Source organism: Brachybacterium saurashtrense (assembly GCF_003355475.1).
Taxonomy (GTDB): domain Bacteria; phylum Actinomycetota; class Actinomycetes; order Actinomycetales; family Dermabacteraceae; genus Brachybacterium; species Brachybacterium saurashtrense.
Genome location: NZ_CP031356.1, coordinates 1238313 through 1252776, shown reverse-complemented (window position 1 = coordinate 1252776; position 14464 = coordinate 1238313). Strand labels below are relative to the sequence as shown.

The window sequence follows — 14464 nt, the reverse complement described above, 5'->3', positions numbered from 1 at the left end:
GCTGCGACCGCGTACCGTAGCACCGTGACCACCATCGACGACCCGCGCCACGGCCTCTATCCCGTGCTGTTCCGGCACGCGCTCAGCCGGCTGGATCCGGAGCAGGCGCACCGCCTCACCGTGCGTGCCCTCGCCGCCGCGCACGCCCTCCCGGGAGGGCCCGCGGTGCTGCGCGCCCTCTTCCGCACCGCCGCCCCGAGGCGGGACGAGCACGGCGCCCGCGAGGTGCTGGGCCGCACGCACCGCAGTCCCCTGGGTCTCGCCGCCGGCTTCGACAAGGACGGCGAGGTGCCGCTCGCGCTGCTGGACCTCGGCTTCGGCCACGTCGAGGTGGGGACGGTGACCGCCACGGCCCAGCCCGGCAATCCGCGCCCCCGGTCCTTCCGCCTGGTCGCCGATCGGGCCCTGATCAACCGGATGGGCTTCAACAATCACGGCGCCGCCGCGCTCGCCAAGCGCCTGGCCCGCGCCCGCCGCACCGAACGCGGCCAGCGGGCCGTGATCGGCGTGAACATCGGCAAGTCCAAGGTGACCGCGCTCGAGGACGCCGCCGAGGACTACCGCTTCTCGGCGCGGCTGCTCGCGCCCTACGCCGACTACCTCGCCATCAACGTCTCCAGCCCCAACACCCCGGGGCTGCGGGACCTGCAGAGCGTGGAGATGCTCCGGCCGATCCTCGAGGCCGTGGTCGAGGAGGCGGCCAGTGCTCGTCGGCGGCTGCGTCGTGAGATCCCCGTGCTGGTCAAGATCGCCCCGGATCTCCACGACCAGGACGTGCTCGCCGTCGCCTCCTTGGTGGCCGAGGTGGGCCTGGCGGGCGTGATCGCCGCCAACACCACCATCTCCCGCCCGGAGGAGCTCGCGACAGAGCGCACCGTGATCGACCGCATCGGCGCCGGCGGGCTCTCCGGTCCGGTGCTGGCCGAGCGCTCCCGCGAGGTCCTGCGCCTGCTGCGCGCCTCGCTGCCGGCGGACTCGGTGATCATCAGCTGCGGCGGGATCACCACCGCCCAGGACGTGCGCCGCCGCCTCGCCGACGGCGCGGACCTCGTGCAGGGCTACACCGCGATGATCTACGAGGGGCCCTCCTGGCCCGGGCGGATCGCGCGCGAGCTCGCCCGGGACTGAGCGGCGCCCCGCGCCCCGCGCCGCCCGGCGGCGGGCGTCGGCCCGCCCGCCGCCGGGCTAGCCTGGAGGGATGGACGAGGACCTCTTCTCCCTCAGCGGCGACGCGCCCGCCCCGCGCACGCTGTCGGACCGCAACCGGGACCACCGCGCTCCGCTCGCGGTGCGGATGCGGCCCCGCTCGCTCGACGAGGTGGTGGGCCAGCACTCGGCGCTCGAGGCCGGCAGCCCGCTGCGCCGGCTGGTCTCCGGGGACGACTCCCGCACCGCCCCGGCCTCGGTGATCCTGTGGGGACCGCCCGGCACCGGCAAGACCACCCTCGCCTACGTGGTCGCGCAGTCCGGGGACCGCGAGTTCGTGGAGATCTCCGCGGTGCTCGCCGGGGTCAAGGACATCCGCGAGGTGGTGGACCAGGCCCGCTCCCGACTGCGCACCGTGGGGCGCGAGACCGTGCTGTTCGTGGACGAGGTGCACCGCTTCTCGAAGTCCCAGCAGGACGCCCTGCTGCCCAGCGTCGAGAACCGCTGGGTGACCCTCGTGGCCGCCACCACGGAGAACCCCTACTTCTCGGTGATCTCCCCGCTGCTGTCCCGCTCCATCGTGCTCACCCTCGAGTCGCTCGAGCGCGCGGACCTCGACCGCCTGGTGGACCGCGCCCTCGTGGAGGAGCGCGGACTCGACGGCGCCGTCACCCTCACCGAGGACGCCCGCGAGGCGCTGCTGCGCCTGGGCGGCGGGGACGCCCGCAAGATCCTCACCTCCCTCGAGGCGGCCGCCGCCGCCGCGCTGATGCGGGGCACGAGCGAGGTGGACGCCGCCGTGCTCTCGCAGGCCGTGAACCGCGCGGCGGTGCGCTACGACCGGGCCGGCGATCAGCACTACGACGTCACCAGCGCATTCATCAAGTCGATGCGGGGCAGCGACGTGGATGCGGCGCTGCACTACCTGGCCCGTATGATCGAGGCGGGGGAGGACCCGCGCTTCATCGCCCGGCGCGTGGTGATCGCCGCGGGCGAGGAGGTGGGCATGGCGGACCCCGCCGCGCTGCAGGTAGCGGTCGCCGCGATGCAGGCCGTGCAGATGCTGGGCATGCCCGAGGGGCGGATCCCGCTGGCCCAGGCGGTGGTGCACATCGCCACCGCGCCGAAGTCCAACGCCTCCTACCGCGCCCTGGACGCGGCCCTCGCGGACGTGCGCGCCGGGAAGGGGCAGGGCGTGCCCGCGCACTTGCGCGACGCCCACTACGCCGGGGCGTCGGCGCTGGGCCACGGCACCGACTACCTCTACGCGCACGACGCCCCGCACGGGGTGGTCGCCCAGCAGTACCCGCCGGACGACCTGGTGGGCGTGGACTACTACCGACCCACCACCCACGGCCACGAGGAGACCGCCTCCCGGCGGGTGGAGGCGCTGCGCCGCATCCTGCGCTCCGGCGACGGCGGCACGGGCCGCTGAGCACGGCCGTCGAGCGCGTGAGCGACCCCACAGGAGGTCGGGTGTGACCAGCGCCGTCGGTCGTGGACCCGGGGGAGGGCCTGCGGTATGCTCGGTCGCTGAATCCGCGGCTGCAAGACTGGATTCACCACACGCGAACAAGAGGTATACCTCGTGACCAACGTCACCCGTGCGCGCCGCCAGGCGCGTCTGTCCCGAGCCCTCGGGCTCCCGCTCACCCCGAAGTCGGTCAAGTACTTCGAGAAGCGCCCGTACCCCCCGGGCGAGCACGGTCGCGCCCGTCGGCGCACCGAGTCCGACTACGCCGTGCGCCTCAAGGAGAAGCAGCGTCTGCGCGCCCAGTACGGCCTGCGCGAGAAGCAGCTCCACCGCGCCTACCTGGACGCCAAGAAGGAGCCGGGCCTGACCGGCGAGAGCATGGTCGAGCTGCTGGAGATGCGTCTGGACGCGCTCGTGCTGCGCGCCGGGTTCGCCCGCACCACCCTCCAGGCCCGTCAGGCCGTCGTGCACCGCCACGTGCTGGTCGACGGCAAGCTGGTGGACCGTCCGTCCTTCCGCGTGAAGCCGGGCCAGACCATCCAGATCAAGCCCAAGTCCCAGGCAATGGAGCCGTTCCAGGTCGCCGCCGAGGGCGGGAACTCCGACGTCCTCGCGTCGGTCCCCTCGTACCTCTCCGTCGAGCTGCCCGAGCTGAAGGCCCAGCTCGTCGCGCGCCCCAAGCGCGCCGAGGTCCCCGTCACGGTCGACGTCCAGATGGTCGTCGAGTACTACGCGCGCTGACCTCTCCTCTCCGCGGCGCGACAGGCCCCGGCGGGTGTACTCCGGTACCCTGACCGGGGCCTTCGTGTCAGCACTTCCCGTCGGCCATCGACCGTCCGCCCCACGCACCCCCGCTGCGCCCGGTCCGCGCAGCCCCAGGAAGGACATCACGCTCCCATGCGCACCTCCGAGATCCATCGGCGCTTCCTCGCCCACTTCGAGAAGAAGGCGCACGAGGTCGTGCCCAGTGCCTCCCTGGTCTCGAACGATCCGTCGATCCTGTTCACGATCGCGGGCATGGTCCCCTTCATCCCGTACATCGTGGGCAGCGAGAAGGCGCCCTACGACCGTGCGGTGAGCGTGCAGAAGTGCATCCGCACCAACGACATCGAGAACGTGGGCCGCACCACCCGCCACGGCACCTTCTTCCAGATGGCGGGGAACTTCTCCTTCGGCGACTACTTCAAGGCCGGCGCGATCGACTTCTCCTGGGAGCTGCTCACCTCCTCGGTGGACGAGGGCGGCTACGGGCTCGATCCCGAGCGGCTGTGGATCACCCTGTGGGAGGAGGACCAGGAGTCCTACGACCACCTCACCGAGGTGATCGGCCTGGACCCCTCCCGCATCGTGCGCCTGCCCTGGGAGGAGAGTTGCTGGGACACGGGCCAGCCCGGCCCGGCCGGCTCCACCGGCGAGTGGTACTACGACCGCGGCCCCGAGTACGGCCCCGACGCGCCCACCGGGACCCTCCCGCAGTGGCCCGGCGACGAGCGCGCCGAGGACCGCTACCTCGAGATCTGGAACCTGGTGTTCGACCAGTTCCTGCGCGGCCCCGGCAAGGGCAAGGACTACCAGCTCCTCGGCGAGCTGGACCAGAAGGCGATCGACACGGGCCTGGGCGTGGAGCGCCTGGCCTACCTGCTGCAGGGCAAGCAGAACATGTACGAGATCGACCAGATCTTCCCGGTGATCGAGAAGGCGCAGGAGCTCTCCGGGCGCCGGTACGGCGCCGACGAGGAGGACGACGTGCGCCTGCGGATCGTGGGCGACCACGTGCGCAGCGCCCTGATGCTGGTGGGCGACGGCGTGCGCCCGGGCAACGAGGGTCGCGGCTACGTGCTGCGCCGCCTGATCCGCCGCGCGGTGCGCTCGATGCGCCTGCTGGGGCACACCGATCCCTCGATGCCGCACCTGCTGCCGATCTCCCTGCGCCTGATGGCGGAGTCCTACCCGGAGCTGGAGGCGCACGCGGAGCGCATCACCGAGGTGGTCTGCGCCGAGGAGGACGCGTTCCGCCGCACCCTCGAGACCGGCACCGCGCTCTTCGACCAGGTCGCGCGCTCCGCCACCGAGGGCGGCGGCCGGGTGCTCCCCGGCGACGAGGCGTTCAAGCTCCACGACACCTACGGCTTCCCGATCGACCTCACGATGGAGATGGCGGCCGAGGTGGGCCTGCAGGTGGACGCCGACGCGTTCCGCGCGGCGATGCAGGAGCAGCGCGAGCGCGCCCGTGCGGACGCGGCCGCGAAGAAGACCGGTCACACCGACACTGCCGTGTACAACCGCCTGCTCACCGAGCGCGGCGGCGAGGTGCCCTTCCTGGGCTACACGGAGGACACCGTCGCCACCACCGTCGAGTCGGTACTCGTGGACGGTGCGCTGGTCAACGCCGTCCAGGCGCCCGCGCAGGTGGAGGTGGTGCTCGCCTCCACCCCGTTCTACGCGGAGTCCGGCGGCCAGCTCGCCGACCAGGGCAGCATCGCGCTGACCGGCGGCGGACTCGTCGAGGTCGACGACGTGCAGAAGCCGGTGAGGGGGCTGATCGTGCACCGCGGCCGCCTGGTCGAGGGAGAGCTCGCCCAGGGCGTCTCCGCGATCGCCTCCATCGACCGCGACCGTCGCGGCGCGATCGCCCGCGCCCACACCGCCACCCACATGGTCCACGAGTCCCTCCGCGAGGAGCTGGGGGACAGCGCCACCCAGGCCGGCTCCGAGAACTCGCCGGGCCGCATGCGCTTCGACTTCCGCTACGGCCAGGCGGTGCCGAAGACGGTGCTCGAGCAGGTCGAGGGCCGGGTGAACACCCTCCTCCAGGAGGAGCTGACCGTCACCGATCAGCAGATGCCGATCGACGAGGCGCGGGCCCTCGGCGCGCAGGCCCTGTTCGGGGAGAAGTACGGCGACATCGTGCGCGTGGTCTCCATCGGCGGGGACTGGTCCCGCGAGCTGTGCGGCGGCACCCACGTGGCGACCACCGGCGCGCTCGGCACCGTGCAGCTGATGGGCGAGGCCTCGATCGGCAGCGGGGTGCGCCGCGTCGACGCGCTCGTCGGGCTCTCGGCGTACCGCCACCAGGCCACCTCCCACGCGCTGGTCTCCCAGCTCTCCGAGATGCTGAAGGTGGGCGGCCCGGAGGAGCTCCCGGAGCGGGTGCGCTCGCTCACCCAGCGACTGAAGGACATGGAGAAGCAAGTGGCCGCGCTGCGCGGCCAGCAGCTCCAGGCCCAGGCCGGCGCGCTGGTGGAGACCGCTGCCGACGTGGCGGGCGTGCGCCTGCTGGCCCACGACGCCGGCGAGGGCATCGCCGCCGGCGACCTGCGCACCCTCGCCCTCGACCTGCGCACCCGCCTCGGCGAGGACGCGCCCGTGGTGGTGGCCGTGGCCGGCCACGAGGACGGCCGCGCCGCGCTGGTGATCGCGACCAATGCCGCGGCCCGCGAGCGCGGTCATGCGGCCGGGGCGATCCTTAAGGGCGCCGCGGCCGCGATGGGCGGTCGCGGCGGCGGCAAGCCCGACCTCGCCCAGGGCGGCGGCGGCACCCCCGCCGAGATCCCGGCGGCGCTGGGCGCGGTGCGGGAGGCCCTGGCGGGGACGCCCACCGCATGAGCCCCGTCGACGACGGCGCCCCGGAGACGCCCGGCCTGCCCCGGGGCGCCCGCCTCGGGGTGGACGTGGGCGATGTCCGCGTGGGGCTCGCCCGCAGCGATCTGGACGGGATGATCGCCACCCCGGTCGAGACGCTCGAGCGCGGCACGGCCCTCGCCCGCGTCGTCGCCGAGGCGCGCGAGCTCGAGGCCCGTGTCATCATGGTCGGGCTGCCGCGCTCGCTGGACGGCTCCGAAGGGGCCGCCGCGCAGAAGGCGAGAGCCTTCGCGGGCGAGCTGGCGACGGCGCTGGCGGACGCCGACGAGGTCGTCGAGGTGCGGATGATCGACGAACGTCTCTCCACGGTGACCGCGCACCAGGCGCTGCACCGCTCCGGCCGGAAGGGCCGCAAGCACCGGGCCGTGGTGGACCAGGTCGCCGCGGTGATGATCCTGCAGCAGGCGCTCGATGCCGAGCGGGCCACCGGCGCCAGGGCGGGCGAGCGCGTGGAGCGCCCCGACGCACCGCCGCAGCCCGAGGACCCGACGAAGGAGGAGCCGCGATGAGCGACGAGGACGTCTCCTTCGACGAGCTCGCCGACCTGCAGGACGAGCCGGGCCCGCACCGCCGCGGGAAGCGGGGGCGCCGTCGCGCCCCCCGCCGCGGAGGATTCACCCGCCGCGTGCTGCCGGTGCTGCTGGTGCTGCTGGTGCTGGGCGGCCTCGGCGTGGGCGGGGTGCAGGGGTACCGCTGGATCACCGACAACATCAGCGTGGAGAGCGAGGCCGCGGACTTCGAGGGCCCCGGCCACGGCGAGGCCGTGGTGGAGGTGGCCCAGGGGGACACCGGCACCGACATCGCCGCCACGCTCGTGGACCAGGGCGTCATCAAGAGCACCGGCCCGTTCGTGAACATCTTCAGCAGCACGCCGGACGCCTCGTCGATCGAGCCGGGGATCTACAGCCTGCGCCTCGAGATGACCTCCGCGGACGCGCTGAACGCCCTGCTGGACTCCTCGAACCTCACCGGGCACCGGGTGATCATCCCCGAGGGCAAGCGGCTCACCGAGATCTGGGCGCAGCTCTCGGAGGAGACCGGCATCGAGGTGGAGGAGTTCGAGGACGCCGCGGAGGACTACACCTCCTACGGCATCCCCGAGAACGAGGCGGAGTCGCTCGAGGGCTACCTGTGGCCCGGCCGCTACGACATCTACGAGGACGCCACCGCCGAGGACGTCATCGCGATGATGTGGGAGCCGATGGAGGAGCAGCTCGTGGCCCGGGACATCCCCCGGGACCAGTGGCACGAGACCCTCACCATCGCCTCGCTGGCGGAGATGGAGGTGCGCCTGCCCGAGGACTACGGGAAGGTGGTGCGCACCATCCGCAACCGCCTCGAGGGCGCCGGCGCGGCCGACGGCGACCCCATGAAGCTCCAGTTCGATTCCACCGTGCACTACGCCAGCGGGAAGTCCGGCAGCGTCGCCACCTCGGACGAGGAGCGCAACACCGACAGCCCGTACAACACCTACCGCTACGAGGGACTGCCGCCGGGGCCGATCGCCGCGCCGGGCGAGCCGGCGCTCGACGCCGCTGTGGATCCGCCGGAGGGGGACTGGCTGTACTTCGTGAGCGTCAACACCGACACCGGCGAGACCAAGTTCGCCGAGACCTTCGCCGAGCACGAGAAGAACGTCGAGGAGTGGCAGGAATGGGAGCGGTCGCAGGGATGAGCGCACGTCGCTTCGCCGTGGTGGGTTCGCCCATCGCCCATTCGCTCTCCCCGCTGCTCCACCGCACGGCCTATGCGGCGCTCGGTGCGGCCGACGCCGCCTACACCCGGCACGAGGTGCGCGCCGGCGAGCTCGCGGGGTTCCTCGCCGAGGGACCCGGCGCCGCGCTGCAGGGCGTGAGCGTGACGATGCCCGGGAAGCCCGAGGCCTTCGCCCTCGCCGCCGAGGCCGACGAGACCAGTCGCGCGCTCGGGATCGCGAACACCCTGGTGCGCCGGGAGGACGGTCGCTGGCGCGCCGAGAACCACGACGTGCACGGCATCGTCGCGGCGCTGCGCGACCACGGCGCGCGGGAGCCCTCCACGGTGGGCGTGCTCGGCTCGGGCGCCACGGCGCTCAGCGCGGTCGCCGCGGCCGCCGAGCTCGGTGCGCGCACGGTGCTGCTCTCGGCCCGCAGCCCCGAGAAGCTGGCGCCGCTGGAGCGACTCGCCGAGGCGCGCGGGCTGCAGAGTCGGCGCGTGCCCTGGGGGCAGGAGCACGACGTGCTCGCGGCCGAGGCCGTGATCACCGCCCTGGCGGCGCCCGGAGCGGGCGACGTGGCACGCCGCTGGCGCGCCCTGTCCAGCCATCCCGTCCCGGGCGTGCTGCTGGACGTGCTCTACGACCCCTGGCCCGCGCCGGTGGCGGCCGTGGTCCAGGAGGCCGGGGGAGAGGTGGCCGACGGCCTGGAGATGCTGGTGCACCAGGCCGACATGCAGCTGCGGTCGATGCTCTCGGTGCCGGCCGCGCCGGTCGAGGAGATGCTCACCGCGGCGCGGCTCTCCCTGGGACGCGCCGCCGGGTCCCCGGCCGAGTGAGGCGCACGCCCTTGTCCGCAAGGGTAAAGCGTGAGTAAAGTGATCGGTGTCTCATGGGCCCTCGGGGCCCCACCATCGAGCACGAGGAACCCACCATGGACCTGGTACGGGAGAGTCGGCCCACACTCGTCGCGCCCCGCCCTGTGCGGCCGCAGCCGGAGAGCGCGACCGCGATGCTGCGACGCTGCACCGCCCTCGCCACCCGTGCCCGTGTGGAGCTGCTGAGCCCGCACCACCGTCCCGCCACGGCGGAGCTCACGGCACTGCTCGCCGAGATGGAGGGGTGGGGCGAGGCGGGCGCGGACGACCCCGATCCCACCATGATCGTGCTCGCCGCCGCCGCACTGCAGGACCTCGCCGAGCGACTGGGGGAGCCGGGCGCCGAGGGCCTCGCCGTCGGCGTGCACGAGGTGCTGGACGTGCTGCACGGGATGATGGCGGGCCGGATCGACGCCACCGCGTGATTGTGTTCACGTTTCCGCTGGCAGGGGCGCATTCGCTGCCGGTGCGCCGTCCAGGACGTGCTACTGTTCTACTCGTCGCAGAGGCGATCACCTGTCCGGGTGGCGGAATTGGTAGACGCGCTAGCTTGAGGTGCTAGTGCCCGCTTAAGGGCGTGGGGGTTCAAGTCCCCCCTCGGACACCGCAGGGGAACCCCGATCCAGCACTGGATCGGGGTTCTTCGTCATCCCCGGCCGTACGGCGCAGGGCCGGGCCGCGCCGCCGGCCCGTGGGAGAATCCGAGGCATGGTCCACGTCTTCCTGCACGAGCCGGCGATCGCCGGGAACACCGGCAACGCGATCCGGCTCGCGGCCGTCACCGGCGCCCACCTCCACCTCATCGAGCCCCTCGGCTTCGACCTCGAGGACGCGAAGCTGCGCCGCGCCGGCCTGGACTACCACGACCTCGCCGACGTGAGCATCCATCGCGACCTCGACGAGGCCCTCGCCGCCGTGCCCCGGGCGCGGGTGCTGGCCTTCACCGCGCACACCGAGGTGGGCTTCGGGGAGGTCGACTACGCCCGGGAGGACGTGCTGCTGTTCGGCACGGAGCCCACCGGCCTGCCCGAGGAGGTCCTCGCCCATCCGCGGATCACCGAGCGGGTGAGGATCCCGATGCGCCCGGCCCGTCGGTCGCTGAACCTCTCCAACGCCGTCGCGATCGCGGTGTACGAGGCGTGGCGCCAGCTCGGGTACGACGGGGCGGGCGCATGAGCGGCCGCGGGCCGCGCCCGCTGCCGTCCCGGCTGGAGCGGCGCAACGCCCTCTTCCAGCAGTGGCAGGCGCTGCTGACCAACCGCTCCAAGCGCACCCGCAGCGGGGAGATGCTGATCCAGGGCGTGCGCCCCCTCACGCAGGCGGTCGCGCACGGCATCGAGCTCCGCGCCCTGCTGAGCGACGGCCGGGACCAGCCGTCCCGGTGGGCGCAGGATCTGCTGCGCACGGCGCCCTGTCCGGTGGTCATGCTCGCGCCGGAGCTGATGGCCGAGCTGGGGGAGCGCGAGGACGGGCCGCCGGAGCTGCTGGCCCTGGCCGCCGTGCCCTCGGACTCGCTGTCCCGCCTCGACGAGGTCTCGCCACGGCTCGTGGTGGCGTTCGACCGTCCCGGCTCGCCGGGCAACGTCGGCTCGCTGGCCCGCACCGCCGACGCCCTGGGCGCCGACGCCCTGCTGCTCACCGGGCACAGCGCGGATGCCTGGGATCCCGCCGCGATCCGCGCCAGCACCGGCTCCCTCTTCGCGCTGCCCGTGCTGCGCGTGCCCTCGCCCCGCGACGTGGCGGAGTGGGTGGGGCGCCAGCGCGCGCAGGGCGAGGCGTGGACGGTGCTGGGCCTGGACGAGGCCGGCGGGCACGAGCTCGCGCAGGTGGACCTCACCGGGCCCACGCTGGTGGTGGTCGGCAACGAGACCGCCGGGATGAGCGCCGCCTGGCGCGAGGCCTGCGACGTGATCGCCGAGATCCCCATGACCGGCACCGCCTCCTCCCTCAACGCGGCGGTGGCCGGGTCGATCGCACTCTACGAGGCACGGCGCCAGCGGGGTGCCGCGCGGTCCTGACGCAGGGTCAGCCGGTCCCCAGCGCGCCCGCGACCAGCGGCGCGCCCAGCAGCCCGAGGAACGGGCCGGCCAGCAGCACGGGCCCCACGGCGAAGCGCACCCCGGGACGCCGCGTCACCGCCATCACGACCGCACCCAGCACCCCGCCCAGCAGGGCGATTCCCAGCAGGGCGGCGATCAGCACCTCGCCGCCGAGCGCGGTCGCCATCAGCACCACCACCGGGAGGGTCTTCGCATCGCCCATTCCGAGCAGGGCCGGGGAGAGCAGCGCGAGCAGGATCGCGCCGGCACCCAGCACCAGGGCGAGCACCGCGGCGGTGCGCAGGTCCTCCCGCAGCGCCGGGCGGGCGAGGGCGAGCAGCCCCAGGGCCAGCACCACCACCGCCGTGAGGATGCCCACCCAGCGGTTCGGCAGCCGGTGCTCGCGCCCGTCCACCCAGGCCAGCACCATCGCCGGCGGCAGGTAGCCCAGCAGCAGCACCGCGAGCAGGGCGACGGGGATCTCGGGCACGCCCCCATTGCACCAGATCCGCGGGCGGCGCGAGCGGCGCGGCGCCCGGCTGTGGACGGCCCCTCAGAGCGTGGACTGCACCCGGATGATCCGCCGGCGCATCCACACCTTCTTGCCGCCGCCGAGGTACAGCCGGGTGCGGGCGTGCTCCCAGCGCCCGTACTCGGCCTGCTCGGCCAGCTCGGCGCGGACCTGCGCCACCGTGGCGCCCCGCGGCACCGTGAGGATCTGGTACTCGTAGTCCTCCGCGCGCCGTCCCCGCTCCACCGGGAGGTCCCGGAACGACCGCGGATCGGTGACGTGCTGCACGCCGGCGACGAGTGCGGTGCGGGGTCGGATCACGGGTGTCCTCCTGAGCTCGGTGACCTGCCACGGCGTGCCCCGATCCGAGTCGCGCCGCGCTCTGTCCATTGTGCCGCTGTTCGCGGTACGGTCCACTCATGAACACGGATCCTCGCTCCGCTCTCGCTGCGCTGATCGCCGCCCTCGAACGCCACTACGAAGCCGCCGCGGCCTCGCGCGGCGACGACGACCCGGCTCTCGACGCCGCCACCGAGCAGCTCTCGACCGCCTTCGACGCCTACGACGACGCCCTCTTCGACGCCTACGACGTCGCCACCCCGCTGATCGTCTTCGACGCGGACGACGACGAGGACGAGGACGACGACTTCGACGATCTCGACGACTTCGACGACGACGAGGACGACGACTACGAGGACGAGGACGACGACTACGAGGAGGACGACCGGGACTGAGCCCCGGCGCCGTCCCGGGCCCTCCACGCGCCCGGGACCTCCACGTACTCTTCACCACTGCTCCGCTGCGCGGCGCCGGGCCCCGGGCCCGGCGCCGCGTACTCTGTGCGGGTCCGGTGGCCCCGCACGGCGGCGGCCCCGAGGTGCCGCACCCGTCGAGGAGAGTCCATGTCGTTCATCGAGGCGGTCGTCCTGGGTCTCGTCCAGGGGCTGACCGAGTTCCTCCCCATCTCCTCCAGCGCGCACGTGCGCGTGGTCGGGGAGCTCATGAATCCCGGGCAGGATCCGGGCGCGGCGTTCACCGCGATCATCCAGCTGGGCACCGAGACGGCGGTGCTGCTGTACTTCTGGGACGACATCACCCGCATCATCGGCCGCTGGTTCCGGGCGCTGGCCGGGAAGCTCCCGCACTCCGATCCGGACGTCCGCATGGGCTGGCTGGTGATCCTCGGCTCGATCCCGATCGGCGTGCTGGGCCTGCTGTTCGAGGAGCAGATCGACCACAGCCTGCGCAACCTCTACATCACGGCGACGATGCTGATCCTGTTCGGCCTGCTGCTGGGCCTCGCGGACAGGATCGCGCCCCATCGCAAGGAGCTCCACGAGCTCACCGTGCGCGACGGCATCCTCTTCGGGCTCGCCCAGGCGCTGGCCCTGATCCCGGGCGTCTCCCGCTCCGGCGGCACCATCACCGCCGGCCTGCTGATGGGGTACAGCCGGCAGGCCGCCGCCCGCTACGCCTTCCTGCTCGCGGTCCCGGCCGTGTTCGCCTCCGGCCTGTACAAGGCCGTGAAGGAGGTGCCGGCGCTGCTCACGGGGGAGGGGCGCGCCGCGGCCGCGGCGGCGGGGGAGCCGTCCCTGATGGCGATCCTGGTGGCCACCGTGGTGGCCTTCGGCGTGGGCTACGCCGTGATCGTGTGGTTCATGCGGATCATCGAGAACCGGTCGTACCTGATGTTCGTGGTCTACCGCATTGTGGCCGGCCTCGCCCTGCTGGGCCTGCTGTGGTTCGGCCTGGTGGACCCGCTGGGAGGGGCCTGACCCGCCCGCAACCAGCGGATCGTATGATCGTCGGGTGCATTCCTGGACCTCCCCTGCTCTCGATCCCCTGCCTGCCTCGTCGCTGCCGCTGCGGCTGCACGACTCCCGCACCGGCCGGATCGCCCCCGTCGCGCCCCTCACGCCCGGCACCGCCCGCCTGTACGTGTGCGGCATCACCCCGTACGACTCCACCCACCTCGGCCATGCGGCGACGTACCACGCCGCGGACCTGATGCGCCGTGCGCTGCGCGATGCGGGTCTCGCCGTCGAGATGGCGCAGAACGTCACCGACGTGGACGACCCGCTCCTCGAGCGGGCACGGCGCGACGGCGTGGACTGGCGCGAGCTGGCCGCCTCGCAGACGGCGCTGTTCGCCTCCGACATGGAGGCCCTGCGCATCGTGGCCCCGGAGACCTACCGCTCCGTGAGCGAGGCGATGGACGACATCATCGCCCTCGTGCTCGCGCTCCACGAGCGCGGCCGCGCCTACCCGGTCGATGCCGAGGACGCCGCGGGCCCGGACTGGTACCTGGACCTCTCCCTCGACGGCGCCCTCGGGGACGTCTCCGGGTGGACCGAGCAGCAGATGCTCGAGGTCTTCGCCGAGCGCGGCGGCGACCCGGACCGTGCGGGCAAGCGCGGCCGCTTCGACCCGCTGCTGTGGCGCGCCGAGCGGGCCGGCGAGCCCGCCTGGGACGGCGGGGTGCTGGGTCGCGGTCGCCCGGGCTGGCACGTGGAGTGCGTGTGCATCGCCGAGCAGAGCATCGGCCTGCCCTTCGACGTGCAGGCCGGGGGCAGCGACCTCGTCTTCCCCCACCATGATCTGGGCGCCGCCCACGCGGTCGGCCTCGGCCGCCCCTTCGCCGCCTCCTACGCGCACAGCGGCATGGTCGGCTACCAGGGCGAGAAGATGAGCAAGTCGCTCGGGAACCTGGTCTTCGTGCACCGCCTGGTGCGCGACGGCGTGGACCCGATGGCGATCCGCCTGGTGCTGATGGCGCACCACTACCGCAGCGACTGGGAGTGGACGGATGCCGAGCTCGACGTGGCGGGGGAGCGGCTGGACCGGTACCGCGCCGCCGCCGCGCGGGGCGGGAGCGCCCCGGAGACCGTGGCGCGGCTGCGAGCGGCGCTGCGGGACGATCTCGACACCCCGAGCGCCCTGACGGTGCTGGACGCCTGGGCCGACGGCACCGGTGCGGACGCACCCGCCGAGGGCCCGGGCGACGTCCCGGCCGCGTTGGACGCGCTGTTCGGGATCGCGCTGTCGCGGTGAGACCGCCCGCCCGGTGACCGCACGGCGGCA

15 protein-coding genes and 1 tRNA gene are annotated in these 14464 nt (G+C 73.5%); 14 read left to right on the top strand and 2 right to left on the bottom strand.

Features of this window, described 5'->3' with window-relative positions:
* Window positions 1-24: 24 nt before the first annotated feature.
* From DWV08_RS05685 to DWV08_RS05635, 11 genes are all read left to right on the top strand, one after another.
* Window positions 25-1128 (top strand): quinone-dependent dihydroorotate dehydrogenase, encoded by a 1104-nt coding sequence (locus DWV08_RS05685; RefSeq protein ID WP_115412911.1) that lies wholly within the window; start codon window positions 25-27, stop codon window positions 1126-1128.
* A gap of 70 nt (window positions 1129-1198) precedes the next feature.
* A complete protein-coding gene (locus DWV08_RS05680) occupies window positions 1199-2581 on the top strand; it encodes a replication-associated recombination protein A (protein WP_115412910.1) in 1383 nt (460 codons plus the stop codon).
* Between the two features lie 153 nt (window positions 2582-2734).
* Complete coding sequence (gene rpsD / locus DWV08_RS05675) at window positions 2735-3361, top strand: 30S ribosomal protein S4 (protein WP_115412909.1); 627 nt, start codon at window positions 2735-2737, stop codon at window positions 3359-3361.
* Window positions 3362-3517: 156 nt separating this feature from the next.
* A complete protein-coding gene (gene alaS, locus DWV08_RS05670; RefSeq protein ID WP_115412908.1) occupies window positions 3518-6226 on the top strand; it encodes an alanine--tRNA ligase in 2709 nt (902 codons plus the stop codon).
* The gene (gene ruvX / locus DWV08_RS05665; RefSeq protein ID WP_115412907.1) at window positions 6223-6771 is read left to right on the top strand and encodes a Holliday junction resolvase RuvX; all 549 of its coding nucleotides are present in this window, start codon (window positions 6223-6225) and stop codon (window positions 6769-6771) included. The genes alaS and ruvX overlap by 4 nt, the downstream gene beginning before the upstream one ends.
* Window positions 6768-7937 (top strand): endolytic transglycosylase MltG, encoded by a 1170-nt coding sequence (gene mltG / locus DWV08_RS05660; RefSeq protein WP_115412906.1) that lies wholly within the window; start codon window positions 6768-6770, stop codon window positions 7935-7937. Before ruvX ends, mltG begins: the two co-directional genes overlap by 4 nt.
* A complete protein-coding gene (locus DWV08_RS05655) occupies window positions 7934-8794 on the top strand; it encodes a shikimate dehydrogenase (RefSeq protein ID WP_115414923.1) in 861 nt (286 codons plus the stop codon). Before mltG ends, DWV08_RS05655 begins: the two co-directional genes overlap by 4 nt.
* Before the next feature lie 53 nt (window positions 8795-8847).
* The gene (locus tag DWV08_RS05650) at window positions 8848-9258 is read left to right on the top strand and encodes a hypothetical protein (RefSeq protein ID WP_127097503.1); all 411 of its coding nucleotides are present in this window, start codon (window positions 8848-8850) and stop codon (window positions 9256-9258) included.
* Between the two features lie 93 nt (window positions 9259-9351).
* Window positions 9352-9437, top strand: a tRNA-Leu gene (locus DWV08_RS05645).
* 104 nt (window positions 9438-9541) lie between these two features.
* Window positions 9542-10009 carry a tRNA (cytidine(34)-2'-O)-methyltransferase gene (locus DWV08_RS05640; protein WP_115412904.1) on the top strand — a complete coding sequence of 156 codons (468 nt, stop codon included), beginning with the start codon at window positions 9542-9544 and terminating at the stop codon, window positions 10007-10009.
* The gene (locus DWV08_RS05635) at window positions 10006-10851 is read left to right on the top strand and encodes an RNA methyltransferase (RefSeq protein WP_115412903.1); all 846 of its coding nucleotides are present in this window, start codon (window positions 10006-10008) and stop codon (window positions 10849-10851) included. Before DWV08_RS05640 ends, DWV08_RS05635 begins: the two co-directional genes overlap by 4 nt.
* A 7-nt stretch (window positions 10852-10858) precedes the next feature.
* Here the strand turns inward: DWV08_RS05635 and DWV08_RS05630 are convergent, their stop codons facing one another.
* Together DWV08_RS05630 and DWV08_RS05625 are read right to left on the bottom strand one after the other, a co-directional pair.
* Window positions 10859-11362, bottom strand: coding sequence for a hypothetical protein (locus tag DWV08_RS05630; RefSeq protein WP_115412902.1), 504 nt, complete (start codon window positions 11360-11362; stop codon window positions 10859-10861).
* Window positions 11363-11425: 63 nt separating this feature from the next.
* On the bottom strand, window positions 11426-11704 hold the full coding sequence (locus tag DWV08_RS05625) for a DUF5703 family protein (protein WP_115412901.1): 279 nt from the start codon (window positions 11702-11704) through the stop codon (window positions 11426-11428).
* Window positions 11705-11802: 98 nt separating this feature from the next.
* On the opposite strand from DWV08_RS05625, the gene DWV08_RS05620 reads away from it, so the two are divergent.
* The 3 genes from DWV08_RS05620 to mshC all read left to right on the top strand — a co-directional run bounded on the left by DWV08_RS05620 (window position 11803) and on the right by mshC (window position 14434).
* Window positions 11803-12117, top strand: a complete 315-nt coding sequence (locus DWV08_RS05620) for a DNA primase (RefSeq protein WP_115412900.1) — start codon at window positions 11803-11805, stop codon at window positions 12115-12117.
* Window positions 12118-12285: 168 nt separating this feature from the next.
* On the top strand, window positions 12286-13158 hold the full coding sequence (locus DWV08_RS05615; protein ID WP_115412899.1) for an undecaprenyl-diphosphate phosphatase: 873 nt from the start codon (window positions 12286-12288) through the stop codon (window positions 13156-13158).
* Between the two features lie 34 nt (window positions 13159-13192).
* Window positions 13193-14434 (top strand): cysteine--1-D-myo-inosityl 2-amino-2-deoxy-alpha-D-glucopyranoside ligase, encoded by a 1242-nt coding sequence (gene mshC, locus DWV08_RS05610; RefSeq protein ID WP_115412898.1) that lies wholly within the window; start codon window positions 13193-13195, stop codon window positions 14432-14434.
* The last annotated feature ends 30 nt before the right edge of the window (window positions 14435-14464 follow it).